Genomic DNA, 26,908 nt, shown 5'->3' with positions numbered 1-26,908 from the left:
CCGACGCCGACCGCCCGCTGGACATCGCCGTCGACGGCGGCCATGCCTGGGGCGCCGGAACCACCGGCCAGGACGGCGCCAAACAGAAGGCCATGGGCAGCGGCTCCAGCGCCCAGCAGTACTTCGGGCCCTGCCCCGGCGGTTCGACGCATCCGTACACCTTCACGCCCTACGCGCTGAACACCGCGACCGTGCCCGGGGTCAACTCCGGCTCGTCGATGGCTCAGATCGAGACGGCGATCAAGAACGCGAGCATGGCGAAGGTGGCGCTGCGCGGCAACTCGGACGCGATCCGCTCCTTCCGGCTACCCCTCATTCACTTCGGAGCCCTCGCGCGCACCATGAGGGTCCCGACGTCGGTCGGCCTGGGCGCGGGAAGCACACGGGCGTCGATGTCGACGAACCCGGTCCGCTTGAGCAGATCGGCCCACCACTGTGGCGGGTACGACCAGCGCAGGAGGGTGAGCTTGCGGCCGGCGAGACCGTTCCCGTACATCGGCTGCGGGCCGTAGTAGCCCTCGAGCGGCTCGGCCTGCGAGAAGGCAAGGGTGCCGCCTGGGCTGAGGCGCTTGGCGATCAGTGGGACCAGGTCGTCGGGGTCGGTGAACCAGAGTGCACCCCAGATGGAGAAGACGGCGTCGTACGTCGCCTCAGTCGTAGCGAGATAGCCGCATGCCTCGGCTTGGACGAATGTCAGCCCAGGGGTGCCGTCCCACCATCGACGGGCACGTGCGACCTGGGCGGTGGAGAAGTCCAAAGCGGTCACCGCGACGCCGGTTCGAGCGAGGTACACGGCCTCCTTGCCCTCGGCGCAGCCCAGCTCCAGCGCGGTACGCGGGCTGCCCAGGAACTCCTCGCCGGGGCCGTGCCCGTCGTACTGGGTCCATGCGAAGGCCTCAACGTCAGGCGTCGGCTGCTCGCCCTCCTCGCGGTACGGCTTGTAGCTGTCCCAGTACTCCGGCAAGGTGGTCGACTCGCGCGGCATGGGCGTCCTCCGGGGTGTCCGACAGGCAGGACACCGTACCCATGTCTGATCGACGATCTCGTCTCTGACTTGCGGGATGAGGGCGTCCGACAGGCTGGATGCGGCACCTACGCCTCCCATCCGTCACGGTGGGATCGCGTTGCCCTCCCCCTGGACGTCAGCGGGGACGACGTAGTTCGGACAGTCGAGCCACACCCGCTGACCGGCGGTGGTAACAGTGAGTCCGAACCTCGTGCGCGTTGGCCGCCCGGCCCGCGTCCACCAAGCGTGGGCCGCCTCCAGCTCATTCCAGAGAAGCCGTGGACCTCGCTGCCACACCTCGTAGTCGGTGGCGCCCGGCTCGTAGTCGACGGACGCCCATGAGCCGGAGGCCGAGTCGGCGAGCCAGAGGGTCCACTCGCCGTCGGGCCCTGGGCCTACCGCCGACCGGCAGCCCGGGACCAGGACTCCGGCTGCGAACCATGCGTCGTCGTCGCCGAGGAAGCCCGGATCGAGGCGAGTCCGGGAGCCGTCGGCCTCCCCATGGACGACGGCCATAACGTCCCGCTCGGGTGCCTGCGCCCGCAGCCACATGAACGGGCTGTCGCCGACGACCGGGCCGGAGGCCACGGGCCCGTCGGGGCCGTCCTCGACGGTGAGCCGCAGCAGCGCGCCATTGCGCAGCGCCGTGCCCCAGGGGAGGACGATGAGCCCCCCGGGCGCGGTCTGCTCGATCCAGGCGCTCGGCACGTCGTGTACGGCGCAGGTGGCGATGACGCGGTCGTACGGCGCGCCCGGGGGCCATCCGTCGACACCGTCCGCGGTGAGCACCGCGGGTCGGTAGCCCGCGGACCTCAGAGCGGTGCGCGCCCTGTCGGCGAGGGCGGGATCGACCTCGACGGTGGTCACCTGCTCGCTGCCGAGTTTGGCGGACAGGAGAGCGGCGTTGTATCCGGTGCCCGCACCGATCTCGAGGACGCGCTGCCCGTCGTGGACGTCGAGCGCCCGGAGCATGGTGGCGACGACACTCGGCATGCTCGCTGAGCTGGACGGGGTACGCACCACCGCGGCGCCGGGCCGATCCTCGACCTGGATGACCAGCGCTTCGTCACTGTAGGCCAGCTTCCGCCAGCGGTCCGGCTCTGCGGCGCGGTCGACGGGCTCGTACCCGTCCGCGACGCGGACCCAGATGCGATCGGGGAGGAACCCCGCGCGATCGACGCGAGTGAAGGCGCCGAGCCACGCGGCCGGGAGGTGGCCGCCGTCCGAGACCCGCTGGGCGAGGTCGGCCGTGCCGTCGGGGGTCAGCGGCGTAGCCCCGGTCATTCGGTGACGGGTTCGCGCAGCTCGAACCAGATGTGTTTGCCGGTGGGGCGCAGACCGTTCTCCCAGGTGACGCCCCATGCGTAGGCCAGCTCCCGCATCAGGAACAGCCCGCGCCCGCCCTCCTCGTCGGGCGCCGCGTCGCGGGGGTACGGGTGGCGTTCCGGGGAGCCGTCGCGTACGGCGATCGTCGCGATGCGGTCCCGGACGAGGGTGTCGATGTGGATCAGCTGCGTGTCGGTGTGCTGATTGACGTTCGTCACGGCCTCGGAGACCAGGAGTTTCGCCGTGTCCGCGAGGTCGTGCAGGTCGTTGGCCTGGAGGAGTGCGGCGATCGCGTCGCGGCAGACCCTGGGGCTCTTGGGGGAGTTGGGGGCGCTGAGTCGGTAGGCGTATGGGGGTTCGGCGGCTTTGGCGACTTCGGGCATGGCGGTGCTCCCAACGCGGTGCGTGATTGGTTCGATGCGTTGCGCTAGCAGGACCATAGGCCATTGATGAGCACGAGTGCTATCACTCGATAGAATTCGTGCTCTAGCTGGACGTGTGGGAGCGTTCCACGCAACACTGACCGCAAGCGAAGGGGAGAGCGCATGCCGAGGACGGCGCCGACCGCGAGGCAACGACGCCTGGGTGCGGAGCTCCGCAAAATGCGCGAGCACGCCGGGATGAACGTGGTGCAAGCCGCTCAGCATCTGGGTGTGGACCGAACTCGGATCAGCAACACGGAGGCCGGTCGTTTTGGCGTGAGCGAGGAGCGCGTCCGCTCGTTCGCCGAGATCTACTCCTGCGGCGATGCGGCGTATGTCGACGCCCTGGTGGGGATGGCCGTCGAACGTGTCCAGGGGTGGTGGGAAGAGTATCGCGGCAAGCTGTCTGTGGGCGCTCTCGACCTGGCCGAACTGGAACACCATGCTGTGAGCATGCGCACGGTGCAGACCATGAACATGCCTGGTCTGTTGCAAACCGAGGACTACGCCAAGGCGGTGTTCGCTACCGCTGTACCCGAGCCGACGGCTGTGCAGCTACGCCGCAGGCTTTCCTATCGGCTGAAACGGCGAGACGTACTCGACCGGGACGATCCGCCAACGTGCACGTTCGTCATCCACGAGGCCGCGTTGCGAGTCACGTTCGGCGGCCCGAAGGTTGCCCGTGGCCAGCTTGAGTACGTCTTGGAGGCGTCGGAGCGGGACAACGTGACCGTACGTGTCATCCCGTTCTCCGCCGGAGGCTTTCCGAACGCGGGGAGCTCTGCGCTCTATGCCTCCGGACCGGTGCCGCAGTTGGACACGCTGCAACTCGACGCGCCCACAGGTGTGATGTTCCTCGACGGAGAGACCCACCTTGCCAACTACCAGCGCATTCTCGACCGGACGGAAGAACTGTCCCTCACGTCTGAAGACACGCGCGACTTCATCCATGCCATCGCGCAACGACTCTGAAGGTATAGACATGTCTCCCATACAGTGGCGGAAGTCCTCGTACTCGACCGAGAACGAGGAGAGCAACTGCGTCGAGCTGGCCCAGATCCCGGACGCCGCGATCCTTCTCCGAGAGAGCGACGAACCCGGGACCGTGATCGCCACCACCCCCGCCGCCCTCCGGGCGCTCACCCGGGCCGTCCGGGCCGGGCGGTTCGATCAGCTGTCCCGCTGAGGGACAATAAGGCGCATGAGTCTGTTCCGCGACGACGGCATCGTGCTGCGCACCCAGAAGCTGGGCGAGGCGGACCGGATCATCACCCTGCTCACCCGCAACAACGGCCGCGTCCGCGCCGTCGCGCGGGGCGTGCGGCGGACGAAGTCGAAGTTCGGCGCGCGGCTCGAACCGTTCAGCCACGTCGACGTGCAGTTCTTCTCGCGCGGGGGTGGCGAGCTGATCGGGCGCGGGCTGCCGCTGTGTACGCAGAGCGAGACGATCGCTCCGTACGGTGGATCGATCGTCACCGACTACGCCCGTTACACCGCCGGTACGGCCATGCTGGAGACGGCCGAGCGGTTCACCGACCACGAGGGCGAGCCCGCCGTACAGCAGTATCTGCTGCTCGTCGGCGCGCTGCGCACCCTCGCCGCCGGGGATCATGAGCCGCATCTCGTCCTGGACGCGTTTCTGCTCCGTTCCCTCGCCGTGAACGGCTACGCACCGAGTTTCGACGACTGCGCCAAGTGCGGGATGCCCGGTCCGAACCGGTTCTTCTCGGTCGGTGCGGGCGGGGTCATCTGCGGAGAGTGCCGGGTGCCCGGAAGCGTCGTACCCTCGGCGGAGTCGCTGACGCTGCTGGGCGCGCTGCTGACGGGCGACTGGGAGACGGCGGACGCGTGTGAGCTGCGGCACGTCCGGGAGGGCAGCGGCCTCGTGGCGGCGTATTTGCACTGGCACCTGGAGCGGGGGCTTCGGTCGCTGCGGTACGTAGAGAAGTAGCTGCAAACAGCAGTATGAGCGGCACAGAGAGCAAGGGCTGAGGGAGACATGGCAGGCATCGCAGGACGCGGGTTTCTGGGCCGACAGCGGCGCGAGTACCGGACCCCGGAACCGCACCCGTCCGGGGCCAGGCCGCCGAAGATCCCCGGTGAGCTGGTGCCGCAGCACGTGGCCTGTGTGATGGACGGGAACGGCCGCTGGGCCAAGGAGCGCGGGCTGCCGCGCACCGAGGGGCACAAGGTCGGCGAGGGCGTCGTGATGGACGTGCTCAAGGGCTGCCTCGAGATGGGCGTCAAGAATCTCTCCCTCTACGCCTTCTCGACCGAGAACTGGAAGCGCTCGCCCGACGAGGTGCGCTTCCTGATGAACTTCAACCGCGATGTCATCCGCCGCCGCCGCGACGAGATGGACGCGATGGGCGTACGGATCCGCTGGGCGGGCCGGATGCCGAAGCTGTGGAAGTCGGTGGCGCAGGAACTCCAGGTCGCGCAGGAGCAGACCAAGGACAACGACGCCATGACGATGTACTTCTGCATGAACTACGGCGGCCGCGCGGAGATCGCGGACGCGGCGAAGGCGCTGGCGGAGGACGTCCGGGCGGGCCGCCTGGATCCGTCGAAGGTGAACGAGAAGACGTTCGCGAAGTACCTCTACTACCCGGACATGCCGGATGTGGATCTCTTCCTGCGCCCGTCCGGCGAGCAGCGCACGTCCAACTACCTGATCTGGCAGAGCGCGTACGCCGAGATGGTCTACCAGGACGTGCTGTGGCCGGACTTCGACCGCCGCGACCTGTGGCGGGCGTGCCTGGAGTACGCCTCGCGGGACCGCCGCTTCGGCGGGGCGATCCCCAACGAGGAGCAGCTGAAGAAGGACTCCCCGGAGGGCCCCCAGAAGGGCTCACAGATGGGCTCGCGGGAGGGCTCCCGGAAGGACTCCCCGGAGGGCCCCCACTCCGCATAAGCGGAAGGGGCGCGGCCCGGACGCGCCCCACCCCCTATTCCGCCGCCACGAGCAGCTTGAGCCCGACACCGACCCGGCCGTCACCGCCGTCCCGGGCGACCCGCTCGCCCTCGTGCGCGAGCTCAAGCGGGAGGACGGCTCAACGCTCATTGCCCGCCCGCAGCCAGGCGATGTACTCGGCCACCGCGCGCTCGGTGTCATAGGCGGGCTCGTAGCCGGTGTCCTGCTGGATGCGGGTGATGTCGAGGTGGCGCGGCGGGGTGGTCCCGCCGGTGGGGAGGTCGACCCGGGCGTCGGGGACGACCTTCTTGATGGCGGCGATGATCTCGGCGTTGCTCGTGGCGCGGCCGGAGGCCACGTTGTAGGTGCGGTGGTTGAGACGGTCCGCGAGCTGGAGGAGCGCGATGGCCCGGCCCGCGTCCTTCGCGTAGCACAGGTCGAGCGCGTCCTCCGCGTACGCGGGCGCCGGGAGGGGGGAGAGGTCCGGCGCGGTGCCGCGCGCGGCGGCGTGGACGAGTTCGGGGGCGGCGAAGAACAGCGGGCCGTGCGGTTCGAGCGGCCCCCAGATGCCGGAGATGCGGTAGTTGATGATCTCGATGCCGGTGGCGTCGGCCAGGTGGTCGTTGAGGAGTTCGCCGATCTTCTTGAAGGTCGGGATGAGGTGCCCCGAGCTCAGCGACACGGGCATGTCCTCGGTGAGCGCGGCCTCCGTTCCGCCGCCGTAGACGCCGATCGTGCTCGCGACGCCCACCCGTCGCACGCCCCAGTCCCGCGCGGCCTGGAGGACGTTGAGCAGGCCGCCGATCGCGGTGCGCGTCGCTTCGACGGGTTGCTCGGGGTCCGGCGGCCAGGGCATGGACCCCGCGAGGTGCACAATGCCGGTGATCTTGTGGCGCGTGCCGATGTCGAGCAATGCGCTCAGATCGGTGATGTCGGCCCGTTCCACCGCGACCGGCGCGTCGAAGCGACCGGCCGGCGGCTCGGTGGAGCCGCGCTGGACCAGCACACACTCCTCGCCCGCGGCCAGCAGGGCCCGCACGGTGTGGGAGCCGATGAAGCCGAGCCCCCCGGTGACCAGAATCATTCCTGAACTCTCCTTACGGCACGGTTGCCGCGCCTCCGACAGAAGCGGATCGTCGTTCCGATTAATATACGGATCCACGTTCCGTTTCGTCAATGGCCCTTGTTCGGGGCCGGGCCGGAAAAGATCGTCCGCAAGTTCCGGGAGCGGTGGAGACTGTGGGCCGGTTCTCCCCGATGCGATCAGGAGCCCCCAGTGGACGACATGGAGTTCGCCGATGCCCTGAAGGCGGTCCTGCGGGACCTCCGGGCACAGTGCGCGGTGCGGCCGGACATACGTACGGACGACGCGTGCGGGATCATGCTCTGGGCCCCGGACGGTTCGGCCCTGGGCCTGACTTCACCGCTGGGCGGCACCGCCGCGGAGCTGCTGGCGCACCTGGCGGATCAGGTCCAGGACTGGGCGGTGGAGGCGCTGTGGTCCGAAGGTGTATCGGCGGTCTGGCCACAGTGTCCGACGCACCCGGACACGCATCCGCTGACGGCGGCTGTCCGCACGGACACGGCGGTGTGGGTGTGCCCGAAGGGGCGGACGACGGTGGCGCGGATCGGGGAACTGGAGGCTCGATAGGGCGGGTGGGCGCCTGTGGCCGGCGACAGCCAGGGCCGGCCGTGCGGCGGCTTATGCTGGGCGCGTGACACCGAAAGGCGGGCAGGGGCCGGCGCTGCGGGCGGATGCGGCGCGGAATCGTGCCCGGGTGTTGCGGGTCGCCCGGGAGCGGTTGGCCGCCGGTGACGACTCGCTTCAGCTGAATGCCATCGCCCGGCTCGCCGGGGTGGGCGTGGGGACCGTGTATCGGCATTTCCCCAACCGCCACGCGCTGTGGGAGGCGCTGTCGGCCGAGCGCTTTCGGGAACTGGTCGACGAGGCCCAGGCCGCGGCCGCGGGGGAGGACGCCCTCGCGGGGCTGCACCGCCTGCTGCGGTTCGCCCTTCTGAGGGTGTCGGACGACAGCGGCTTCGCCGCCGTTCTCGAATCCGACAGCGATGCCGACGCGGAGACCGCGGCGCTGAAGGCCGAGCTCGACGGGGCCGTGGCGCAACTGCTCGACCGGGCCCGCCGGAGTGGCGCCATCCGGCGTGATGTCGAGGCCGACGACGTGCGCCGTCTGCTCTGCGGTATCGAGCACGCCGTACGTTCCGGCGACGGCGACCCGAAGCGCGCCGAGGTCTACCTGGACGTCCTCCTCGAGGGGCTGCGTCCCCCGCGCTGACAGCGGCGGTTCAGCCCGGCAGACTCCATCCCACCACCAACCGGATGGGTATCCGGTTGTGCTAGCGTGCCTCCATCGAATCGGATAGCTATCCGGTTGCGGATGGCGAAGCGGCGGAGGGCAGACCCATGGAGCGGCGGGCAGTGGTCACGGCGGGGACCGGGGGGATCGGTTTGGAGACCGCGTTGGGGCTGGCGGCGCGCGGGTTCGCCGTCACGGTGGTGGGCCGGGACGCGGAGCGCGGTGCCCGCGCGGTCGAGCGGATCGCCGCGGTCGCGACCGGCGGCGAACCGCACTTCATGGCGGCCGACCTCGCGTCCCTCGCCGATGTCCGGGCGCTCGCCGCGAAGCTGGCGGCCGAGGGCCCGCTGAAGGTCCTGGTCAACAACGTGGGTGCGATGTTCGCGGACCGGCAGCGGACCGTCGACGGGATCGAGGCGACGTTCGCCGTCAACCACCTCTCGCCGTACCTGCTGACCGAATCGCTCCTCGACCAGCTCCGCGCCGGTGGGCCGAGCCGGATCGTGAACGTCAGCTCCGGTGCGATACGCCTCGCCAAGCGCACCTTCGACGCCGTCGAACCGCCGGGCGGCTACTACGGCTTCCAGTGGTACGGCCGGGCCAAGCTCGCCAACCTCGCCTACACCCTGGACCTGGCGGAGCGCCTGCGGGGCAGCGGTGTCGCGGTCTTCGCGGCCGACCCCGGCGGGGCCGCGACCGAGATGACCAACGGCACCATGAGCAGACCGACGATCGTCTCCCCGGCGCTGCGCCCGCTGTGGCCGCTGCTCCGGCGGATGTTCGAACGCTCGACCGCCGGACCCGCGGACCTGGCCGCCCGGTCGTCCATCGCCGCCGCGTCCGACGCCGCCCTCGACGGCCGGACCGGCCTGCTCATCGGCCCCGAGGCCACCCCCGTCCCCGCCTCCCGCGCAAGCACCCACCCTCGGACGGTCCAGGACGTGCTCAGGCTCAGCCGAGAGCTGGCACCCCTGGGCGAGGGCCGCTGACCGTGCCAAAAGCCGTTCCGGGGCGGCACTCTTTACTCGCTGTAGGGGCCACATTGAACTCACCGAGATCCGCGAACTTACCTCGGGCACGCGCCGCTTCGACCTCGACCCGGTCGGGCGCGTGAGGGCGGTCCACGCCCACGGCTGGACCGAGACGTACGCCTACGACACGGCGGGCAACCTCACGAATGCCACGGCCCCCGGCCATGAGGCGCCCGGCGACCGCGAGTTCACCGGCACGGTGATCCACCGAGCGGGCCGCACGACGTACGAACACGACGGCCAGGGCCGCCTCACCCGCCGCACCCGCAAACTCCTCAACGGCCGGACCCGCACCTGGACCTACACCTGGAACGCGGAAGACCGCCTGACGGACGCGACCACCCCGGACGGCGACCACTGGCACTACACCTACGACCCACTGGGCCGCCGCATATCCAAACAACGCCTGGCCGGGGACGGCACGGTGGCGGAATCGCTGACCTTCGCATGGGAGGACACCCGCCTGGCCGAACAATCCACACCGGAGGGCCACCACACCACCTGGGACTACACCCCGGACACCCACCGCCCCCTGACCCAAACCGACCACACGTCACTGGTGCGCGAGCCCGGCGAATCCCTCATAGCGAAATTCACCGGCGCCGACGACGACACCACACCCCGCTTCCACGCCATCATCACGGACCTGGTCGGCACCCCAACGGAACTGGTCACCGCGACCGGCGACCTGTCCTGGCAACACCGCACCACCCTCTGGGGCACGGATTTCCCCTCCCCAATAAGCCCGGAGTCCGTCGACTGCCCCCTCCGCTTCCCCGGCCAATACGCCGACCCCGAAACGGGGTTGCATTACAACTACTTCCGCCACTACGACCCGGAGACGGCGCGCTACGTCACCCCCGACCCGCTGGGCCTCCAGCCTGCCCCCAACCATCATGGATATGTAGTCAACCCGATGGCGTGGCTCGACCCTCGGGGGCTGTCATGCACGAAGCGTCCTGATCTCAGTGTGAATGAGAAGCAGTTCGGTAAGAAGTGGGGTAAGCACGCACAGGACTACAGCCTGGATCCCGCTGACGGAAGCTCCAGGACATGGTTCCGCGACCGAATGAGCGCTATCCATGCTGATCCGGACGAGGTCCGGCAAGGCTCATGGAACCCCCAGAGCGGAGGAGGCGAGGACTACCTCTTCTATCGGAAGGGGAAGGATCTTCTGGTCACTAAAGCCGATGGGGAATTCGTTACAATGTTCCCGCAGGATAAGCCGAACGGATGGTTCGCGAACGCGGATGTGATTCATGGGGAAGGAGGGTGATGGCCTATGCGGCTTGACTCCCTTACTGATTGCACGGTCGTGGCAGTCAAGGGTATCTATTACCTCCCTGAAGAGAGCGATCCGACGGTGTCCCCGGAGGCCATCGAGCTGATTTTCAAGGAATCCGGTTCGCTGGACCTGACCTCGGGGACAGACTGGACGCTGCGTATCGAAAAAGGTGATTGGCCGGAGCTTCCCAAGTGGTGTTACCCCCCCGATGAATGGGCCTATCGCGATATTTCCGCTCTTTCCTCAGAAGTCCTCGGCAAAATTCATGCTGTGCGGAAACAGGTCAACGGGTATGGGGATCTGGTCCAGGTTGAGCTCCAATTTGAGGGAGGATCCCGCATCGTTGCCGCGTCCGGCGAATCGCTCACGGTGACGTTCACCTCCGCGGACAAGGGCTGAAGTCAACGGCGGGGCCGGCAGAGTGAACAGCGGCCCTTGGGCAGTGCGTGAGCGGTGCCGGGCGACTTCATGGGGTGGGTGTCGGACCATCCGTCCAAGAGGTCGATCAGGCGGTGAAGGCCGAATTCATCGAAGTGATCGACGAAGAGTACGGAACGCTCCGCAGGGACTACGGTTTCGTGGAACTCTACTTCTCCGGCGGCCCGGTGGCGTGGGTCATGAGCAGCGGGGTGATCGAACTGCACCGGCTGGCTGCCGATGAGGAGGGCATGGCAGCGGAATGGCATCGGGATACGGGCGTGCAGTTCCCGGAGTGCTGCTCCTGGAGCGAGCTGAGGGAGCCCGGGACGCGGGGACGAGCCTGGGCCTGGGCTGATGCCTCGGAGGGGGTGCTGGGTCAGCACGCCCACCAAAGCCTTGCTGGGCGTGCTGACGTCGCATTCGACCACCGGCCGGTGGGTTATCCGGCCGCCTCGACCTCGGCGCGGGCAGCCCGCGCGCGGGAAGCCGCGACGGCGGCGACCGCCGTCGCGGCCAGGGCGGTGCTGACCCACGCCGCGTCCCGGTAGTCGCCCGTCGTCCCGGTCGTGACGCCCGCGACCAACGGGCCCAGGAAGGCACCCGCGTTGAGCGCGACCGTGGCGAACGAGCCGCCCAGCGAGGGGGCTTGGGACGCGACATGCATGACGCGGGCGACGAGCGTCGAGCCGATGCCGAACGACAGGCCGCCCTGGACGATCGTCACGACGAACAGCGGGGCGGTATACGCACTGGTCGCGGCCAGTACCGCCCACCCCACCGGCAGGGCGCACAGCGCCAGGAGCAGTCCCCTCCCCAGCCCGCCGTCGGCCTTACGCCCGGCCGTGGTCACCCCCACGAACGCGCCCACCCCGAACGCGGCGAGGAGGGCCGGGACCGCGGCGGCCGGAAGGTGGGCGATGTCCGTGGCGATGACGGCCAGGTAGGCGAAGGTCGCGAAGGTCGCCCCGTTCACCACGGCCGCGAGGACCATGGCCCACCGCACCGGACGCGACCGCAGCGCCCCCGCCTCCCGCCTGACCGAGACCTCCGCCCGACCCGCCGCGTCGGCGGGCGCCTGACGGAAGACCAGCGCCAGCGCGGGCAGGCACAGGGCGGCCACGGCCCAGAACGCGGAACGCCAGCCGGACCAGTCCCCGAGCAGCGCCCCCGCGGGGACACCCGCGACGCACGACAGCGTGACCCCGGACAGCAGCACGGCGGTGGCCCTGCCGCGCCGCTCCGCGGGGACCAGCGCCGTCGCCACGGACATCGCGACCGCCAGGAAACCGGCGTTGACGATCGCGGCGACGACACGCGTTCCGAAGAGCACGGCGAACTCCGTCGTGACCGCCCCGATCACATGCACCACGACGAACGCCGCCAGAAAGCCCGCCAGCGCGCGACGCCGCGGCCAGCGCGCACTCAACGCCGCCATCACCGGCGCGCCGACGATCATCCCGATCGCATACGCGGACGTCAGACTCGCCGCGGCCCCCACCGATACGGACAGGTCGCGGGCGATTCCCGGTACGAGACCGGACAGCATGAACTCGGACGTCCCCTGCGCGAAGACGGCAAGCGCGAGGACATAAAGGAAGACAGGCAAGGGGTCGACTCCAGCGATGAATGAGCGAATGCGGGCAAGAGCGGCCGCGCGCTGGATGTCGGACTACGTCACGAGCCCGAAGCGGAACCAGACACACGGAGTCGTGTCCGGTCGCCGGAAGCGAGATCGACCCAGAAAAACCGGGTCAGAGGTCAGAGAACGACTCGCCGCCGAACGACCGGCGGCTCCGTTCTGTCTGATTCAGGGCTCATCACGTCGGGCACCGTACCCATAACCCGCACCGAGATCAATCCGATTTCGGCGCGCCCCAGCCCCTCCGGTACGCGGCCCGGTCACCCGGCGTCGCCGCGAAGTGCCGCCGCCACCCGCTGGGCCACTTCAGCCGCGGATGCGCCCAGCCGCCACCGGCGTGAGGGTCAGCCCTGGGCTGCCTTTGGCGTGGCGCAGTCGCCGCAGGTGCCGAAGATCTCGATGGTGTGGGCCACGTCCACGAAGCCGTGCTCGGCGGCGATCGCGTCGGCCCATTTCTCGACGGCGGGGCCCTCCACCTCGACCGCCTTGCCGCAGGCGCGGCAGACCAGGTGGTGGTGGTGCTCCTCGCTGTTGCACCGGCGGTAGACCGCCTCGCCCTCCGTGGTGCGCAGGACGTCGACCTCGCCGGCGTCGGCGAGGGACTGGAGAGTGCGGTAGACGGTGGTCAGGCCGACCGAGTCGCCCCGGTGCTTGAGCATGTCGTGGAGTTCCTGCGCACTGCGGAACTCGTCCACCTCGTCCAGTGCCGCCGCCACCGCGGCGCGCTGCCTGGTGGACCGGCCGCGTACTGGGGGACCGGCGGTCGTCACGGCTGCCTCCTCAACCTCGCATGCTCCGTCGCTCTCGGGGCTCGTTCCGCGCCCACTGCGCTTTCTGCCCGGCCATTGTGCCAGTTATCGCTTGGGTAGCGGACGAGAGTGATGGGATGGGCGACGGAGCCGAGTGGTGGCCGGGCAGTGGGCCGTGAGCAGTGGACTATACGAGTACATCGTCCCTCAGAGTGCATCGTTCCTCGGCCGCGGCCACCCGCCCCGCGCGTCTTTTCGCCAGGGGCGCGGCCAGGGCCGTGATCAGGGCGAAGACGCCGATGGCGAGGACGACGATGCTCGCGCCGGGCGGGACGTTCTTGTAGAACGAGAAGACCGTGCCGGACAGGGTCACCACGACGCCGATGGTGATCGCCAGCGCGAGCGTCATCGCGAAGCCGCGGGTGGCCTGCTGGGCCGCGGCGACCGGGACCACCATCAGGGCGCTGACCAGGAGCAGGCCCACGACGCGCATGGCGACGGTGACCGTGACGGCCGCGGTGACGGCCAGCAGCAGGTTGAGCGTGCGCACCGGGAGGCCGGTCACCCGGGCGAACTCCTCGTCCTGGCAGACCGCGAACAGCTGACGGCGCAGCCCCAGCGTGATCAGTACGACGAAGGCGGCCAGCAGGGAGATCGCGACGACGTCCTCGGGGGAGACCGTGGTGATCGAGCCGAAGAGATAGGTGGTGAGGTTGGCGTTGGAGCCGGTCGGCGAGAGGTTGATCAGCAGCACACCGCCCGCCATCCCGCCGTAGAAGAGCATCGCGAGCGCGAGGTCGCCGCGGGTCTTCCCATACCAGCGGATCAGCTCCATGGCGATCGCGCCGAGGGCGGAGACGGCGACGGCGGTCCACACCGGATTGGCGCCGGTCAGGAAGCCGAGGGCGACGCCGGTGAGGGCGACATGGCCGATACCGTCGCCCATGATCGCCTGGCGGCGCTGGACGAGGTAGATGCCGACGGCGGGCGCGGTGATGCCCACCAGGACCGCGGCGAGCAGGGCCCGCTGCATGAAGGCGTAGTCGAGGATCTCGAGCATCTCAGGTCAGCAACCCTGTCCGGATCGGTTCGGCGTCGGGCGCCGCATGGGGATGGACGTGATCGTGGCCGGGCAGCGCGTGCTGGCCCACCGCCTTGGGCGGCGGTCCGTCGTGGACGACACAGCCGTCGCGGAGCACCACCGCGCGGTCGATCAGCGGCTCCAGCGGGCCGAGCTCATGGAGGACGAGGAGGACCGTGGTGCCCTCGGCGACCTGTTCGCGGAGGGTGCCCGCGAGGATCTCCTGGCTGGCGAGGTCGACCCCGGCCATCGGCTCGTCCATGATCAGCAGCTCCGGTTCGCCCGCGAGGGCGCGGGCGATCAGCACGCGCTGGTGCTGACCGCCGGACAGGGCGCTCACCGGGTCCCGGGCACGGTCGGCCATGCCGACGAGCTCCAGGGCCCGCTGGACGGCCGCCCGGTCGGCCTTGCGCGGCGGGCCGAACCGGCGGCGGGCCAGCCGCCCCGCCGAGACGACCTCGCGCACGGTCGCGGGGACCCCGCTGGCGGCGGTGGTGCGCTGCGGTACGTAACCGATCCGCGCCCAGTCGCGGAAGCGGCGGCGTGGGGTGCCGAAGAGGGTCAGCTCACCGCCGCTGAGCGGCACCTGGCCGACGATGGACCGTACGGCGGTGGACTTGCCCGAGCCGTTGGCGCCGAGCAGCGCCACGACCTCACCGCGGCGGACGGTCAGATCGATACCGCGCAGCACGGGGCGGCCACCGAGGGTGGCCGTCGCGCCGCGCAGGGATATGGGGTCCGCGGCCGGGTTCTCGGCCGGGTCCGCGGCCACCCCGGGTTCCCGGGTCTCCCCGGATTCCCGGGTCTCCCCGGATTCCCGGGTCTCCCCGGATTCCCGGGCCTCCTCGGCTTCCATGGCTTCCTCCGTCACTTGGCGCCCAGCGCCTTCCGCAGCGCCGTCAGATTGGCTCGCATGACCTGGATGTAGTCATCGCCCTTGGACTTGGAGCCGATGCCCTCGATCGGGTCCAGCACATCGGTCCGCAGATGGAGATCGCCCGCCAGCGTCTTGGCGGTGCGGTCGCTCACCAGGGTTTCGAAGAAGACGGTGTTGACCTTGTCCTTCTTGGCTATGGTGTGCAGTCCCTTGACCCGGGCCGGGCTGGGCTCGGATTCGGGGTCGAGCCCGGAGATCGCCTCCTGCCGCAGGCCGTAGCGCTCGGCGAGATAGCCGAAGGCGGCATGGGTCGTGATGAAGGTGTCCGAAGAACGGCCCTTCAAACCACTCCGGAAGTCCTGATCGAGCGTGTTCAGCTCCTTGACCAGGGCGGTGGTGTTCTTCTTGTACGTCGCGGCGTGATCGGGGTCGGCCTTCTCCAGCGCCTTGCCGACGCCCTCGGCCACCTGGGCGTAGCGCACCGGGTCGAGCCAGATGTGGGGGTCGGCGGCCGCGTCGCCGGAGTGGTCATGCCCCTCGTGCCCGGCCTCGCCGTCGTGCCCCGCCTCGCCGCCGTGCCCGTGCTCGCCCTCGACCTCCGTGCCGTGGTCCTCCAGCGAGGTGTACGAGGCCGCGTCGGCGACGTGCTTCGGGTCGGCCTGCGCGATGGCCCGGTCGACGGAGGGCTGGAGCCCCTTGAGGTAGACCACCAGACCGGCCTTGCCGAGATCGGCGGTCTGCCGGGGGCTGATCTCCAGATCGTGCGGTTCGACGCCCGGCTTGGTCAGGGAGGAGACATGGACGTCGTTCCCGCCGATCCGCTGGGCGAGGAATTGCATGGGATAGAACGACGCCACCACATCCAGCTTGCCGTCCGTCCTTCCGTCTCCGGCGTCGGTGGAGCAGGCTGTGAGGGTGGTCAGACCCAGTGCGGCGGCTCCGACGAGGGCGGTCGTGGGCCTGAAACGGCGTATGTTCATGACTCTCATTTTCAACAAAGATGGAAACGATTGTCAACAAGTGTCCTCTTGCTGATCGCTTCGGCTATCGATTTGATCCGGGGGGTGCCGCCGCCGGTAACCTGAAGCATTCGCTTCGTCGTCAATGTCGTCATCAATGAAGAGAGCACCGTGGCCGCCGACAAGATCGACACCATCGTCAGCCTCAGCAAGCGCCGTGGCTTCGTCTACCCGTGCAGCGAGATCTACGGCGGCCAGCGCGCCGCCTGGGACTACGGACCGCTCGGTGTGGAGCTGAAGGAGAACATCAAGCGGCAATGGTGGCGTTCCACGGTCACCTCTCGTGACGACGTCGTCGGACTCGACTCGTCCGTGATCCTGGCCCGTGAGGTGTGGGAGGCGTCCGGCCACGTCGCCACCTTCACGGACCCGCTGACCGAGTGCACCTCCTGTCACAAGCGGTTCCGCGCGGACCACCTGGAGGAGGCGTACGAGGCCAAGCACGGCCGGCTCCCCGAGAACGGCCTGGCCGACGTCAACTGCCCGCACTGCGGCAACAAGGGCAGCTTCACCGAGCCCAAGCAGTTCTCCGGGCTGCTCGCCACCCACCTCGGCCCGACCCAGGACTCCGGCTCGGTCGCGTATCTGCGCCCCGAGACCGCCCAGGGCATCTTCACCAACTTCCTCGCGGTCCAGCAGACCTCGCGCAGGAAGCCGCCGTTCGGCATCGCGCAGGTCGGCAAGTCGTTCCGCAACGAGATCACGCCGGGAAACTTCATCTTCCGTACGCGTGAATTCGAGCAGATGGAGATGGAGTTCTTCGTCAAGCCGGGCGAGGACGAGAAGTGGCACGAGTACTGGATGGAGCAGCGCTGGAACTGGTACCGGGACCTCGGTCTCCAGGAGGCGAACATCCGGTGGTACGAGCACCCCAAGGAGAAGCTCTCCCACTACTCCAAGCGCACCGCTGACATCGAGTACCGCTTCAACTTCGGCGGCTCGGAGTGGGGCGAGCTGGAGGGTCTGGCCAACCGCACCGACTACGACCTGAAGGCGCACTCCGCGGCGTCCGGCCAGGACCTGTCGTACTTCGACCAGGAGGCCGGCGAGCGCTGGACCCCCTACGTCATCGAGCCGGCGGCGGGCGTGGGCCGCGCCATGCTGGCCTTCATGCTCGACGCGTACGTCGAGGACGAGGCGCCCAACGCCAAGGGCAAGATGGAGAAGCGCACCGTGATGCGGCTCGACCCGCGGCTGGCGCCGGTCAAGGTCGCGGTGCTGCCGCTGTCCCGCAACCCGCAGCTCTCGCCGAAGGCCAAGGGGCTCGCCGCGGATCTGCGCAAGCACTGGAACATCGAGTTCGACGACGCGGGCGCGATCGGCCGCCGCTACCGCCGCCAGGACGAGATCGGCACGCCCTTCTGCGTCACCGTGGACTTCGACACCCTCGACGACAACGCCGTCACCGTGCGCGAGCGCGACACGATGAAGCAGGAGCGGGTCTCCCTCGACCAGATCCAGTCCTACCTCGGCGGCCGTCTGATCGGCTGCTGACCCGGTCCGGGCCGGCGCGCCCGGACCACGGGTACCGGACACATACCCGACGACGGGCTCCGGTGCCGCGGACGCGAGATCCGTGGCACCGGGGCCCGTCGGCTCGGCAGAACGGGGGTTCACCAGTCGTGCGAGGCGTGACGCATCACATCACCGCCATCCACGAGGACGGCACGGTCTTCGAGGTGAGCTACGGCTACGGTCCGGGGCGGCGGCGGCTGCTCGGCTGCCGGCACTGCGACTGGCAGGAGCGGATCACCCACGGCGGCGCCCGGCACAAGGGACTCGATCACCTCGCCCAGGCGCACGGGGCCCTCGGCTCGCCGCGGATGACCGCCGACGCGGCGGCGCGGCGGCAGGTCGTCCTGATCATGCTGGCCTGCTTCGCGGTGGCCGCGGTCATCGTCTGGTGGGCCGCATCCCAGGGGTGAGCGGGCGGTCGTCGCGGACGGTCCGCCGTTCCCGGCCGAGGGCCAGCGCCGCGCACACCGCCGCCAGCGGCAGCTCCGCGCAGAGGGCCATCGCGACCGCCGCCGCCAGCTCCCCGCCCGGCGCGGCCGTCACCGTGTCGAACCACGCGTCCACCACCAGCAGCGCCCCCGTCGCCGCTGCGGTCAGCCGGTGGCGGTCGTCGCCGCGCCGCCGCAGCGCGGCGGTGGACAGCAGCCCGAGCGCCTCGAGGGCGTCCAGGCCCACCCACGCGACGTTCCAGTGGCCGACCCGCGCCGTGGACGGCAGCGTCCGGGCCAGTACGTACAGCCAGGGGACCAGCGCCGCCCCCGAGACCAGCAGCACCGACTCCGGCCGCACCAGCCGCCGGGCAAGCGTGAGCCGCGTCCTCCGCGACGTCCCCGGGCCGGTGGCCGGAGCAGCGGTGGGCGTGGGCGCGAACAGGGTGGTCATGCGGCGGATCTCCTTCCGGGCCCGGTCGGTCGTCCCGGGCACACCACCAGCCTGGTCGGCGCCGCCTCCGGTGTCGGTCACACCAGTTGCCGACTTGGGGTGGCACCAGTTGCACCCCGGATCCGGGCATGTGGTCCAGCGCGCGGCCGCCCGGGGCCGCTCTAAGGTCGTCGCATGAGCCTCCTCACCGCGATACGCCCTGCCTTCGGGCGTTCGCTGCACCGGCTGCGGCGCGACCTCCGGTTCGGTGTCGTCGGCGCGGCGGTGCAGTTCGTGGCCTGGGCGGTGCCGATGGCCGTGCCGTGGTTGATCTACGACGACGCCTCGTCGCCGATGGACGTCCTGCTCGCGCTCACCGTCCCGCTGGCCGCCCCGGCCGTGGCCACGCCCGTGCTGACGCGCGCTCAGCGGTGGCGCTTCAAGGCGCTGCTCGACATCGGGATCACCGGGCCCGGGAGGGCCCCGCGGCAACTGTGGTACCACCTGCTGGCCGGACCGGCGGTCGCCTGGGGCGGGGTGCTGGCCGTCACGATGGCCCTCGTCGGTCTCTGGGCCGCCACCGTCTACATCTGGATATGGGGCGTTCCACTGTCCTGGCGGGTCGAACACATCGGGTACTCGACCACGGCCGCGTATGTCACGGCCGGCGGCATGATCCTGCTGGCCCTCGCCTACGCGCTCGTCGGCGCCCTCGCCCGGCTCGACACCCGCGCCGCCACCGTGCTGCTGGGCCCCGTCCCCGCCAAGGAGCTGGAGCGGCGGGTCGAGGACCTGACCGAGAGCCGGGCGGGGGCGGTCGACGCGGCGGACGCCGAGCGGCGCCGCATCGAACGCGATCTGCACGACGGCGCCCAGCAGCGGCTCGTCTCCATGGCGGTCAACCTGGGCCTGGCCAAGGCCACTCTCAAGGATCTGCCGGACGATGCACGGCAGGTCATCGACGAGGCGCACCGCGAGGCCAAGGAGGCCATCGAGGAACTCGGCAACCTGGTGCGCGGGCTGCACCCGGCCGTCCTCGACGAACTCGGCCTGGACGCCGCCCTCTCCGGCATCGCGGCGCGTGCCCCGTTGCCGGTGCGGCTGCATGTCCACGTGCCGGAGCGAGCCGCCCCGACCGTCGAGGCCGTCGCGTACTTCGTCGTGTCCGAGGCGCTCGCCAACGTCGCCAAGCACGCCAGGGCGGAGCGGGCCGACGTCACGGTCGTCCGCGCCGGGGGCATGCTGCGGATCGTCGTCGAGGACGACGGGGTGGGCGGCGCCGACCCCGCGCGGGGCAGCGGCCTCGGCGGGCTGGCCAAACGGGCCGGGTCGGTGGACGGCACGTTCGACATCAGCAGCCCCCGCGGGGGCCCGACCGTCATCACCGTGGAGCTGCCGTGCGCGCTGTGATCGCCGAGGACTCGATTCTGCTGCGGATCGGCCTGGTCAAGGTCGTACAGACCGCGGGCTTCGAGGTCGTGGCGGAGGCGGACGACGCCGAGGGGCTGCTGGCGGCGGTCGAGGAACACCGTCCGGACATCGCGGTCGTGGACGTCCGGATGCCGCCGGGCTTCACCGACGAGGGCGTCCGGGCGGCCCTGCTGATCCGGCGGCAGTGGCCGGACACGGCCGTACTGCTGCTGTCGCAGTACGTCGAGGAGCGGTACGCGGCGGATCTGCTGACGTCCCACACCGAGGGGATCGGCTATCTGCTCAAGCAGCGGGTCGCGGACGTGGAGGAGTTCATCGACGCGCTGCGCCGGGTGGCGGGCGGCGGCACCGCCCTGGACCCGCAGGTCGTGGCCCAGTTGCTGGTGCGACGGCACAGCGATCCGCTGGACCGGCTGACCTCGCGCGAGCGGGACGTACTGGAACTGATGGCGGGCGGGCGGTCGAACGCGGGGATCGCGGGGGCGCTGGTGATCAGCGAGAGCGCGGTGGCCAAGCACATCAACTCCATCTTCGGGAAGCTGGACCTGCCGGTCGCCGAGGCGGACCACCGCAGGGTGCTGGCCGTGCTGCGTTTCCTGGGCGTGGGCGTGGGCTGAGGGGCGCCCCGAAGGGGCGCGGGGGTGTGCCGAAGGGGCGCGGGGGTGTGCCGATGTGCGGCTCCGTGGCATGGGCGCGAGCCGCCTGCGGCGGGCTTTCCCCTACCCGCCCCTTCCCGAACCATGGGGCTCCGCCCCTGGACCCCGGACGGGCTGAAATCAGCCCCTCCGGCGCTTGAGGAGCGGGGTCTGGGGCGGAGCCCCAGTTGTGGGAAGGGGCGGGTAGGGGAACAGCCCGCCGCAGGCGTACGCGTACCGGCGGGCACCCCCTAGCGGGCCCGCAAACCGTCCAGCACCAGCTCGCAGAGGGCCGCGAAGGCAAAGGCCATGTCCGGTTCCGACCACCGCGGCGCGTAGCCGGGGTCGTGGAACTGCGCCGTCGCCTCCCACAGCGCCCGGCCCGTGGCACGGGCGTCCCGCATCGTGAACTCCCCGCTCGCGAGTTCTTCCGCGTGTTCTTCTGCTTGTCCCGCTCGTTCCGCGATCTCCTTACGAGACCTTGCGCGGCAGCCGCAGGCTCATCAGCAGGGTCAGCGCGATCGCCGCCAGCTGGGCCACGAGCGTGATGACCAGCGCGTCACGCATGCCCGCCGAGGGCTCCAGGGACAGGAAGAGGGTGCCGAGCGTCGCCACGCCCAGCGCCAGCGCCGACTGCTGGGTGGTGACCATCACACCGCTCCCCACCCCGGCCCGCTCGCTCGGCACATCGGCCAGCACGATCCGGATCAGCACCGGAAGCTGCAGCCCCTGCCCGAACCCGGCCAGCGCGACGCCCGGCAGCAGCCCGGCCAGCGACAGATCCGGCCAGTCCCGCCATACGGCCACCGTCAGCAGCGCGATGCCGACGGCCTGGATCAGCCCGCCCGCGGTCACCACGCGGCTGCCGTAGCGGCCCACCAGGCGCGGCCCCATCAGCGAGGCCACGAAGAACGTCGTGGCCATCGGCGCCAGCGCCAGCCCGGCCTCCACCGGCCCGTACCGCAGTCCCTGCTGCAGCGCGACCGCGATGACGAACATGAAGCCACCGAAGCCGATCGAGAACGGCACCACCATCGCCAGTCCGCGCCGCAGTCCGGGCAGCGCGAACAGGCTCGGCGGCAGCAGCGGCGTCCTCCCGGCGCGGTCCGCGCGCCGCTCCACGACGTAGAACGCGGCGGCCACGAACGGGAACGCGCCCAGCCCCAGCCACGTCCACAGCGGCCAGCCCGCCGCCCGCCCCTCGGTCAGCGGCACCATCAGCGTGATCAGCGACAGCGCCAGCAGCACGGTGCCGGGCACGTCCACCGGCGCGGGCCGGTTGGAGCGGGTCTCGGGGACCGTACGGACCGCGAGAACCAGGCCGATCAGCGCGACCGGCACATTGACCAGGAAGACCGCGCGCCACCCGGTGCCCGCGATGTCGGCGGCCACCAGCACACCGCCCAGGATCTGCCCCGCGACCATGGACAGACCGGCCGTCGCGCCGTACATGCTGAGCGCGCGGGCGCGGCGCGAACCACTGGTCGAGGAGTGGATCGTGGCCAGTACCTGCGGAAGCATCAGCGCGGCCGAGGCGCCCTGCGCCACCCGGGCGGCCACCAGGCTCCAGGCGTCCGGCGCGAGCCCGCAGGCCAGCGAGGTCACCCCGAACGCCGCCATCCCGGCGAGGAAGAGCCGGCGCCGCCCGAAGGTGTCGCCCAGCCGGCCGCCGAGGACCAGCAGCACCGCGTACGCCACGCCGTATCCGGCGACGACCAGCTCCAGTACGGCCGGACCGGCGTGGAGGTCGTGGTCCATGGTGGGCAGGGCCACATTGACGATGAAGAAGTCGATCAGCGGCAGCGCGGCGCCCAGCAGCACGGTGAACAGACCGAGAGGGCTCAGCGCGGGGCCGGAGGAGGCGTGGGTCCGCCCGGGGGTCTTCGCCGCACCCGGGGCGGCGGTTCTCGTACGTATCGTGGAAATCTGCGTTTCGGTCACGCTTACGAAGATCTCGCCTCGCTCAGGCTGGTACCAGAGTGTCTTTATCCTGGTACAAGAAGTACCTGGCAACCGGCTGAGCCCTCGGGCACCCTGGAGCCATGACCACGATGGTGCACGATGCGGCGGCGACTGCTACGGCCGAGAGCAGGAGTGCGGGGTCCGAGATACGGCGGGGCGAGCTGGCGGCGTTCCTGCGCAGCCGCCGGGAGCGGATCACGCCCGAGCAGGTGGGGCTGCCCAGGGGCCGCCGCCGGCGCACCCCCGGGCTGCGCCGCGAGGAGGTCGCGCAGCTCTCGACCGTCGGCGTGACCTGGTACACGTGGCTGGAGCAGGCCCGCGACATCCATGTCTCGGCGCAGGTCCTCGACGCCATCGCCCGCGCGCTGCTCCTGGACCGCAGCGAGCGCGCCCATCTCTTCGCGCTCGCCGGTGCCATCGACCCGACCCCGGCGAGCGAGTGCACGGGCATTCCGGAGTCGCTGCGGCTCATGCTGGAGCGGCTCGAGCCGTTCCCCGCCTGCGTCCAGAACAGCCGCTTCGACCTGCTCGCCTACAACCGCACCTACCGGCTGCTGATGTGCGACCTGGACCAGGTGGCGCCGGAGGACCGTAACTGCCTGTGGCTGGCCTTCACCAATGACGAGTGGCGTTCCAGCCTGGTGGAACGGGACGAGACGATCCGGCTGATGGCGGCCAAGTTCCGCGCCGTCATGGCCGAGCATGTGGCCGAGCCCGCCTGGAAGGCGATGGTGAAGCGGCTGGAGGAGGCCTCGCCGGAGTTCCGGGAGATCTGGGCGCGGCATGAGGTGATCCGGCCCGGCGACAAGATCAAGGTCTACCGCCAGTCGCGGGTGGGCATCCTCCGGCTGGCCTCCACCAGCCTGTGGACCGGCCCCCAGCAGGGCTCCAAGCTGCTCACGTACACCCCGGCGGATGTGGAGACGCAGGAGCGGCTGGGGCGGCTGCACGAGATGTCGCTGGCGGCGGAGGCCACGACGGAGGCGGCGGCCCCGGCGAGGGTCTGACCCGCCGGGCCCCCGGGGGCGTCCGGCGGATCTCTCCCCTCCCCGCCCCTTCCCGATACCTGGGGCTGCGCCCCTGGGCCCCGGTTTCCTTGGGACTCCGCCCCCGGGCCCCATGCCCCGGGGCTCCGCCCGTCTCTGGACCCTGGGGTACGGCGGGCCGCACCGGTGGGGCCGGTCGCGGGCGGCCCCGGCGGTGCAGCGGGTGGCCGAGTCCGGCCGGGGTGTTCGGCCGGGGGCTGGGGCGGAGCCCCACCACGCGGCGGAGCCGCATATCGATGCCGCGGGAAGGGGCGGGGTGGGGAACGGCCCGCCGCAGGCGGTACGGGCCCGCCGGAGGGCCGACCCCCCCGGCGCCCCCGCGCCCATTACGCCTTCGCGTTCGCCGAGGTCTGCCCCATCGGCTTGCCCTCCTCGAACAGCGCGGCCGCGTGCCGGGTCGTCTTCTCGGCCCAGTGGCCCGTGGTCAACAGCCCCAGCAGCAGGATGACCGCACCGCACGCGGCGATGATCCACCACGCGGGACGGGCCGCGTCCACGAACGACGCGGCGGCCGCGGGCGAGGCGGCGTGGCCCAGTCCGCCCGCCGCCGCCGTCGCGGCGCCCGCCGCCAGCACCGCGCCGATGACCGCGACGCCGAGCGACTGGCCCACCTGGCGGCTGGTGGAGGCGACGGCCGCGGCCACCCCGGCCTGGGAGCGTGGCATCCCGGAGACCGCCGTATTGGTGATGGGCGCGTTGACCATGCCGAAGCCGAGGCCGAACAGCACATAGCCGATCAGCAGCCCCGCATCGCTCGCCTGGGCGTCGAAGACGGCGAACAGGACCCCGCTGGCCGTTATGGCCACCCCGGCCACCAGCATCGACGGCCGTGGTCCGCGGGCGCCCACCAGCCGTCCGGACAGCGGCGCGCAGACGAAGCACATGAACGCCATGGGCAGCATCCACAGCCCGGCGTGCAGCGCGTCGAGCCCGCGCACGTCCTGGAGATAGAGCGTGTTCATGAAGAGATAGCCGCCGAGCGCCGCGAAGGCGCACACCGCGACGACCGTCGCCCCGCTGAACGGCGCGCTGTGGAAGAACCGCACATCGATCAGCGGTTCCGCACGCCGCCGCTCGTAGTGGATCAGCGCGAACAGTCCCAGGGTGGCGATCCCCGCGCAGGCGGCGATCAGCGGCGAGTCCCAGCCGCGGTCCGGCGCCTCGATGATCGCGTACGTGAGGGTGCCCAGCACCGCGATGACCAGTAGCTGGCCGACGGGGTCGGCCCGGCGCGGCCGGGGGGCACGCGACTCGGGGACGTAACGGGCGGTGAGGAGCAGCGCCGCGAGCCCGACCGGAATGTTTATCCAGAAGATCGAGCGCCAGCCGACGGACTCCACCAGCAGCCCGCCCACGATCGGCCCGGCCGCCATGCTGATGCCGACGACCCCGCCCCAGACCCCGATGGCGCGGGCCCGCTCCCTGGGCTCGGTGAAGACGTTGGTGATGATCGACATGGCGACGGGGTTGAGCATCGAACCGCCGATCGCCTGCACCATGCGGAAGAGGACCAGCGTCTCCAGGTTGGGCGCGAGGCTGCACAGCCCCGATCCGAGGGTGAAGATCACCAGCCCGGTCTGGAAGGTGCGCTTGCGTCCCACCCGGTCGGCCGTCGACCCCGAGAGCATCAGCAGGGCGGCGAGGACCAGGGTGTAGGCGTCGATCGTCCACTGCATCCCCGAGACGGAAGCGTGCAGATCACTCCGTATCGAGGGCAGCGCGACATTGAGAACCGTGTTGTCGAGGCTGACGAGCAGCAGGCTCATGCAGCAGATCGCCAGCACAAGCATGCGCCGCCGATGGCTGAGCTCACGCATGGTTGAACGCTACATCGATACCGTCGGCGCGGCGGTCATCACCGCCCTTTCGGTCCCTCTCGCGGGTGCGGGACACCCTCTCTCGGCTGCGGGACACCCTCCCGCGGGTGCGGGACACGTTCCCTTCCGCGGGTGCGGGACAATGAGAGATCGGCCCCGCCCTCCCACCGTAGTACGCACGAGGAAGCTGATCCCATGACGCAATCGCCGCAGACGCCGCACACGGAGCGGACGCAGCTGCGGATCGGACCGCATACGGTCCAGCCGCCGGTCGTTCTGGCACCGATGGCCGGGATCACCAACGCTCCGTTCCGCACCCTGTGCAGGGAATTCGCCGAAGGCGTCGGCTGGGGGTCCGGGGGTTATCCCCCGGGAGGCAGGGGCTCCGGCGGCCGCGGGCTGTTCGTCAGCGAGATGATCACCACCCGGGCGCTGGTGGAGCGGGACGCCAAGACGATGCGGCTGATCCACTTCGACGGCACCGAGAAGCCGCGCTCCATCCAGCTGTACGGGGTGGACCCGATGACCGTCGGCAAGGCCGTCCAGATGATCGTGGACGAGGACCTCGCCGACCACATCGACCTCAACTTCGGCTGCCCGGTGCCCAAGGTGACCCGTAAGGGCGGCGGCTCGGCGCTCCCGTACAAGCGGCATCTGCTGCGCTCGATCCTGCGCGAGGCCGTGACCGCGGCGGGCCCGTTGCCGGTGACCATGAAGATGCGCAAGGGCATCGACGACGACCACATCACCTACCTCGACGCGGGCCGGATCGCGGTCGAGGAGGGCGTGACCGCGATCGCCCTGCACGGCCGCACCGCGGCCCAGCACTACGGCGGCACCGCCGACTGGGAGGCGATCGCCCGCCTGAAGGAGACCGTCCCCGAGATCCCGGTGCTGGGCAACGGCGACATCTGGTCCGCCGACGACGCGGTCCGGATGATGCGCGAGACGGGCTGTGACGGCGTGGTCGTCGGGCGCGGCTGCCTGGGGCGGCCCTGGCTCTTCGGCGACCTGGTGGCCGCGTTCGAACCGGGCGGCGAGGCGTCGGTGTCCGGCCCCGGGGCGCCAATGTCCGGCCCGGGGGCCCCGGCGTACGCGCGGCCGACGCTCAAGGAGGTCGCGGCCGTGATGTGCCGCCACGCCGAGCTGCTCGCCGAGTGGCTGGAGGACGAGGAACGCGGTGTGATCGACTTCCGTAAGCATGTCGCCTGGTACACCAAGGGCTTCTCGGTGGGCTCGGAGATGCGCAAGCGGCTGGCGATCACCTCGTCCCTCGCCGAGCTGGACGCCCTGCTGGCCGAGCTGGACCTGGACCAGGAGTGGCCCCCCGGCGCCGACGGCCCGCGCGGCCGCACCTCCGGCCGCAACCGGGTGGTGCTGCCCGACGGCTGGCTGGACGACCCGTACGACCGCGCGGGCGTCGGCGCGGACGCGGAGCTGGACACCTCCGGAGGCTGAGCCGGGTAGTCCGGGCCGTGAGCCGGGTGGGGGCCGCCGGGAAGGGGCCGTAGACCGGATGGACCGGGGCGGGCCCCGTAGTCCGGGGGCCACATGGGG

At 70.6% G+C, this 26,908-nt stretch carries 27 protein-coding genes and 2 pseudogenes; 16 read left to right on the top strand and 13 right to left on the bottom strand.

What is annotated here, in order from left to right; translation table 11 throughout:
- Positions 1-92: 92 nt before the first annotated feature.
- Positions 93-221 (top strand): annotated as a pseudogene (locus tag NP777_RS15645) (hypothetical protein); the annotation flags it as partial.
- 95 nt (positions 222-316) lie between these two features.
- On the opposite strand, the gene NP777_RS15640 reads toward NP777_RS15645, so the two are convergent.
- The 3 genes from NP777_RS15640 to NP777_RS15630 form a co-directional block, all read right to left on the bottom strand.
- Positions 317-985, bottom strand: a complete 669-nt coding sequence (locus tag NP777_RS15640) for a class I SAM-dependent methyltransferase (RefSeq protein WP_256650750.1) — start codon at positions 983-985, stop codon at positions 317-319.
- Positions 986-1,108: 123 nt separating this feature from the next.
- A complete protein-coding gene (locus tag NP777_RS15635) occupies positions 1,109-2,290 on the bottom strand; it encodes a methyltransferase domain-containing protein (protein WP_256650749.1) in 1,182 nt (393 codons plus the stop codon).
- Positions 2,287-2,715, bottom strand: coding sequence for an ATP-binding protein (locus NP777_RS15630; protein WP_256650748.1), 429 nt, complete (start codon positions 2,713-2,715; stop codon positions 2,287-2,289). Before NP777_RS15630 ends, NP777_RS15635 begins: the two co-directional genes overlap by 4 nt.
- Positions 2,716-2,877: 162 nt before the next feature.
- On the opposite strand from NP777_RS15630, the gene NP777_RS15625 reads away from it, so the two are divergent.
- From NP777_RS15625 to NP777_RS15610, 4 genes are read left to right on the top strand one after another with little or no spacing between them, the layout of a single operon-like run.
- Entirely contained in the window at positions 2,878-3,726 is an 849-nt protein-coding gene (locus tag NP777_RS15625) for a Scr1 family TA system antitoxin-like transcriptional regulator (RefSeq protein WP_102934623.1), read from the top strand.
- Between the two features lie 10 nt (positions 3,727-3,736).
- The gene (locus NP777_RS15620) at positions 3,737-3,940 is read left to right on the top strand and encodes a DUF397 domain-containing protein (protein WP_256650747.1); all 204 of its coding nucleotides are present in this window, start codon (positions 3,737-3,739) and stop codon (positions 3,938-3,940) included.
- 15 nt (positions 3,941-3,955) lie between these two features.
- A complete protein-coding gene (gene recO, locus NP777_RS15615; protein ID WP_256650746.1) occupies positions 3,956-4,705 on the top strand; it encodes a DNA repair protein RecO in 750 nt (249 codons plus the stop codon).
- A gap of 57 nt (positions 4,706-4,762) precedes the next feature.
- Entirely contained in the window at positions 4,763-5,668 is a 906-nt protein-coding gene (locus NP777_RS15610; protein ID WP_256650905.1) for an isoprenyl transferase, read from the top strand.
- A 139-nt stretch (positions 5,669-5,807) separates the two neighbouring features.
- Here NP777_RS15610 and NP777_RS15605 read toward each other — a convergent pair whose 3' ends face one another.
- Positions 5,808-6,752: an NAD-dependent epimerase/dehydratase family protein gene (locus tag NP777_RS15605; RefSeq protein WP_256650745.1), complete on the bottom strand. Its 945-nt coding sequence runs from the start codon at positions 6,750-6,752 to the stop codon at positions 5,808-5,810.
- Positions 6,753-6,953: 201 nt separating this feature from the next.
- Here NP777_RS15605 and NP777_RS15600 point away from each other — a divergent pair, with 201 nt between their 5' ends.
- The 5 genes and pseudogenes from NP777_RS15600 to NP777_RS15580 all read left to right on the top strand — a co-directional run bounded on the left by NP777_RS15600 (position 6,954) and on the right by NP777_RS15580 (position 10,698).
- Positions 6,954-7,319, top strand: coding sequence for a hypothetical protein (locus tag NP777_RS15600; RefSeq protein WP_256650904.1), 366 nt, complete (start codon positions 6,954-6,956; stop codon positions 7,317-7,319).
- Between the two features lie 64 nt (positions 7,320-7,383).
- Positions 7,384-7,962 carry a TetR/AcrR family transcriptional regulator gene (locus tag NP777_RS15595; protein ID WP_256650744.1) on the top strand — a complete coding sequence of 193 codons (579 nt, stop codon included), beginning with the start codon at positions 7,384-7,386 and terminating at the stop codon, positions 7,960-7,962.
- Between the two features lie 128 nt (positions 7,963-8,090).
- Positions 8,091-8,972: an SDR family NAD(P)-dependent oxidoreductase gene (locus NP777_RS15590; protein ID WP_256650743.1), complete on the top strand. Its 882-nt coding sequence runs from the start codon at positions 8,091-8,093 to the stop codon at positions 8,970-8,972.
- A 58-nt stretch (positions 8,973-9,030) separates the two neighbouring features.
- Positions 9,031-10,290, top strand: a pseudogene (locus NP777_RS15585) (RHS repeat-associated core domain-containing protein); the annotation flags it as partial.
- Between the two features lie 6 nt (positions 10,291-10,296).
- Positions 10,297-10,698 (top strand): hypothetical protein, encoded by a 402-nt coding sequence (locus NP777_RS15580; RefSeq protein ID WP_256650742.1) that lies wholly within the window; start codon positions 10,297-10,299, stop codon positions 10,696-10,698.
- 460 nt (positions 10,699-11,158) lie between these two features.
- On the opposite strand, the gene NP777_RS15575 is transcribed toward NP777_RS15580, so the two are convergent.
- The 5 genes from NP777_RS15575 to NP777_RS15555 all read right to left on the bottom strand — a co-directional run bounded on the left by NP777_RS15575 (position 11,159) and on the right by NP777_RS15555 (position 16,045).
- Positions 11,159-12,325, bottom strand: coding sequence for a Cmx/CmrA family chloramphenicol efflux MFS transporter (locus NP777_RS15575; RefSeq protein WP_256650741.1), 1,167 nt, complete (start codon positions 12,323-12,325; stop codon positions 11,159-11,161).
- 377 nt (positions 12,326-12,702) lie between these two features.
- Positions 12,703-13,128, bottom strand: coding sequence for a Fur family transcriptional regulator (locus NP777_RS15570; protein ID WP_256650740.1), 426 nt, complete (start codon positions 13,126-13,128; stop codon positions 12,703-12,705).
- A 166-nt stretch (positions 13,129-13,294) separates the two neighbouring features.
- Complete coding sequence (locus NP777_RS15565; protein WP_256650739.1) at positions 13,295-14,167, bottom strand: metal ABC transporter permease; 873 nt, start codon at positions 14,165-14,167, stop codon at positions 13,295-13,297.
- A 1-nt stretch (position 14,168) separates the two neighbouring features.
- A complete protein-coding gene (locus NP777_RS15560; RefSeq protein ID WP_256650738.1) occupies positions 14,169-15,044 on the bottom strand; it encodes a metal ABC transporter ATP-binding protein in 876 nt (291 codons plus the stop codon).
- Positions 15,045-15,055: 11 nt separating this feature from the next.
- Positions 15,056-16,045 (bottom strand): metal ABC transporter substrate-binding protein, encoded by a 990-nt coding sequence (locus tag NP777_RS15555; RefSeq protein WP_256650737.1) that lies wholly within the window; start codon positions 16,043-16,045, stop codon positions 15,056-15,058.
- A 150-nt stretch (positions 16,046-16,195) separates the two neighbouring features.
- Between NP777_RS15555 and NP777_RS15550 the strand changes: the two genes are divergently transcribed.
- A complete protein-coding gene (locus tag NP777_RS15550; RefSeq protein ID WP_256650736.1) occupies positions 16,196-17,578 on the top strand; it encodes a glycine--tRNA ligase in 1,383 nt (460 codons plus the stop codon).
- 137 nt (positions 17,579-17,715) lie between these two features.
- The gene (locus tag NP777_RS15545; RefSeq protein WP_256650735.1) at positions 17,716-18,009 is read left to right on the top strand and encodes a hypothetical protein; all 294 of its coding nucleotides are present in this window, start codon (positions 17,716-17,718) and stop codon (positions 18,007-18,009) included.
- Here the strand turns inward: NP777_RS15545 and NP777_RS15540 are convergent.
- Positions 17,978-18,481: a hypothetical protein gene (locus NP777_RS15540; protein ID WP_256650734.1), complete on the bottom strand. Its 504-nt coding sequence runs from the start codon at positions 18,479-18,481 to the stop codon at positions 17,978-17,980. The two genes, NP777_RS15545 and NP777_RS15540, sit on opposite strands and share 32 nt — an antisense overlap.
- 174 nt (positions 18,482-18,655) lie before the next feature.
- Between NP777_RS15540 and NP777_RS15535 the strand changes: the two genes are divergently transcribed.
- Together NP777_RS15535 and NP777_RS15530 are read left to right on the top strand one after the other, a co-directional pair.
- On the top strand, positions 18,656-19,870 hold the full coding sequence (locus NP777_RS15535) for a sensor histidine kinase (protein ID WP_256650733.1): 1,215 nt from the start codon (positions 18,656-18,658) through the stop codon (positions 19,868-19,870).
- Positions 19,858-20,508, top strand: a complete 651-nt coding sequence (locus tag NP777_RS15530) for a response regulator transcription factor (protein WP_256650732.1) — start codon at positions 19,858-19,860, stop codon at positions 20,506-20,508. Before NP777_RS15535 ends, NP777_RS15530 begins: the two co-directional genes overlap by 13 nt.
- Before the next feature lie 269 nt (positions 20,509-20,777).
- Here the strand turns inward: NP777_RS15530 and NP777_RS15525 are convergent, their stop codons facing one another.
- Together NP777_RS15525 and NP777_RS15520 are read right to left on the bottom strand one after the other, a co-directional pair.
- Complete coding sequence (locus NP777_RS15525; protein WP_256650903.1) at positions 20,778-20,993, bottom strand: hypothetical protein; 216 nt, start codon at positions 20,991-20,993, stop codon at positions 20,778-20,780.
- A gap of 4 nt (positions 20,994-20,997) precedes the next feature.
- Positions 20,998-22,467: an MFS transporter gene (locus tag NP777_RS15520; protein ID WP_391858521.1), complete on the bottom strand. Its 1,470-nt coding sequence runs from the start codon at positions 22,465-22,467 to the stop codon at positions 20,998-21,000.
- A 101-nt stretch (positions 22,468-22,568) separates the two neighbouring features.
- Here NP777_RS15520 and NP777_RS15515 point away from each other — a divergent pair, with 101 nt between their 5' ends.
- Positions 22,569-23,495, top strand: coding sequence for a helix-turn-helix transcriptional regulator (locus NP777_RS15515; RefSeq protein ID WP_391858520.1), 927 nt, complete (start codon positions 22,569-22,571; stop codon positions 23,493-23,495).
- 365 nt (positions 23,496-23,860) lie between these two features.
- Here the strand turns inward: NP777_RS15515 and NP777_RS15510 are convergent, their stop codons facing one another.
- The gene (locus tag NP777_RS15510) at positions 23,861-25,351 is read right to left on the bottom strand and encodes an MFS transporter (protein WP_256650731.1); all 1,491 of its coding nucleotides are present in this window, start codon (positions 25,349-25,351) and stop codon (positions 23,861-23,863) included.
- Between the two features lie 195 nt (positions 25,352-25,546).
- Between NP777_RS15510 and dusB the strand changes: the two genes are divergently transcribed.
- Positions 25,547-26,809 (top strand): tRNA dihydrouridine synthase DusB, encoded by a 1,263-nt coding sequence (gene dusB / locus NP777_RS15505; protein ID WP_256650730.1) that lies wholly within the window; start codon positions 25,547-25,549, stop codon positions 26,807-26,809.
- The last annotated feature ends 99 nt before the right edge of the window (positions 26,810-26,908 follow it).

It is taken from the genome of Streptomyces rugosispiralis (assembly GCF_024505145.1).
GTDB lineage: Bacteria > Actinomycetota > Actinomycetes > Streptomycetales > Streptomycetaceae > Streptomyces > Streptomyces rugosispiralis.
The sequence above is the reverse complement of the archived record's forward strand: the minus strand, read 5'-3'. Positions and strand labels throughout refer to the sequence as shown.

What these genes read in the sequence shown, in the direction of transcription:
- NP777_RS15565 (WP_256650739.1), bottom strand. Translation starts at nt 14,167, where the DNA reads ATGCTCGAGATCCTCGACTACGCCTTCATGCAGCGGGCCCTGCTCGCC.
- NP777_RS15630 (WP_256650748.1), bottom strand. Translation starts at nt 2,715, where the DNA reads ATGCCCGAAGTCGCCAAAGCCGCCGAACCCCCATACGCCTACCGACTC.
- NP777_RS15605 (WP_256650745.1), bottom strand. Translation starts at nt 6,752, where the DNA reads ATGATTCTGGTCACCGGGGGGCTCGGCTTCATCGGCTCCCACACCGTG.
- NP777_RS15625 (WP_102934623.1), top strand. Translation starts at nt 2,878, where the DNA reads ATGCCGAGGACGGCGCCGACCGCGAGGCAACGACGCCTGGGTGCGGAG.
- NP777_RS15510 (WP_256650731.1), bottom strand. Translation starts at nt 25,351, where the DNA reads ATGCGTGAGCTCAGCCATCGGCGGCGCATGCTTGTGCTGGCGATCTGC.
- recO (WP_256650746.1), top strand. Translation starts at nt 3,956, where the DNA reads ATGAGTCTGTTCCGCGACGACGGCATCGTGCTGCGCACCCAGAAGCTG.
- NP777_RS15515 (WP_391858520.1), top strand. Translation starts at nt 22,569, where the DNA reads ATGACCACGATGGTGCACGATGCGGCGGCGACTGCTACGGCCGAGAGC.
- dusB (WP_256650730.1), top strand. Translation starts at nt 25,547, where the DNA reads ATGACGCAATCGCCGCAGACGCCGCACACGGAGCGGACGCAGCTGCGG.
- NP777_RS15635 (WP_256650749.1), bottom strand. Translation starts at nt 2,290, where the DNA reads ATGACCGGGGCTACGCCGCTGACCCCCGACGGCACGGCCGACCTCGCC.
- NP777_RS15560 (WP_256650738.1), bottom strand. Translation starts at nt 15,044, where the DNA reads ATGGAAGCCGAGGAGGCCCGGGAATCCGGGGAGACCCGGGAATCCGGG.
- NP777_RS15555 (WP_256650737.1), bottom strand. Translation starts at nt 16,045, where the DNA reads ATGAACATACGCCGTTTCAGGCCCACGACCGCCCTCGTCGGAGCCGCC.
- NP777_RS15590 (WP_256650743.1), top strand. Translation starts at nt 8,091, where the DNA reads ATGGAGCGGCGGGCAGTGGTCACGGCGGGGACCGGGGGGATCGGTTTG.
- NP777_RS15580 (WP_256650742.1), top strand. Translation starts at nt 10,297, where the DNA reads ATGCGGCTTGACTCCCTTACTGATTGCACGGTCGTGGCAGTCAAGGGT.
- NP777_RS15640 (WP_256650750.1), bottom strand. Translation starts at nt 985, where the DNA reads ATGCCGCGCGAGTCGACCACCTTGCCGGAGTACTGGGACAGCTACAAG.
- NP777_RS15620 (WP_256650747.1), top strand. Translation starts at nt 3,737, where the DNA reads ATGTCTCCCATACAGTGGCGGAAGTCCTCGTACTCGACCGAGAACGAG.
- NP777_RS15600 (WP_256650904.1), top strand. Translation starts at nt 6,954, where the DNA reads ATGGAGTTCGCCGATGCCCTGAAGGCGGTCCTGCGGGACCTCCGGGCA.
- NP777_RS15540 (WP_256650734.1), bottom strand. Translation starts at nt 18,481, where the DNA reads ATGACCACCCTGTTCGCGCCCACGCCCACCGCTGCTCCGGCCACCGGC.
- NP777_RS15535 (WP_256650733.1), top strand. Translation starts at nt 18,656, where the DNA reads ATGAGCCTCCTCACCGCGATACGCCCTGCCTTCGGGCGTTCGCTGCAC.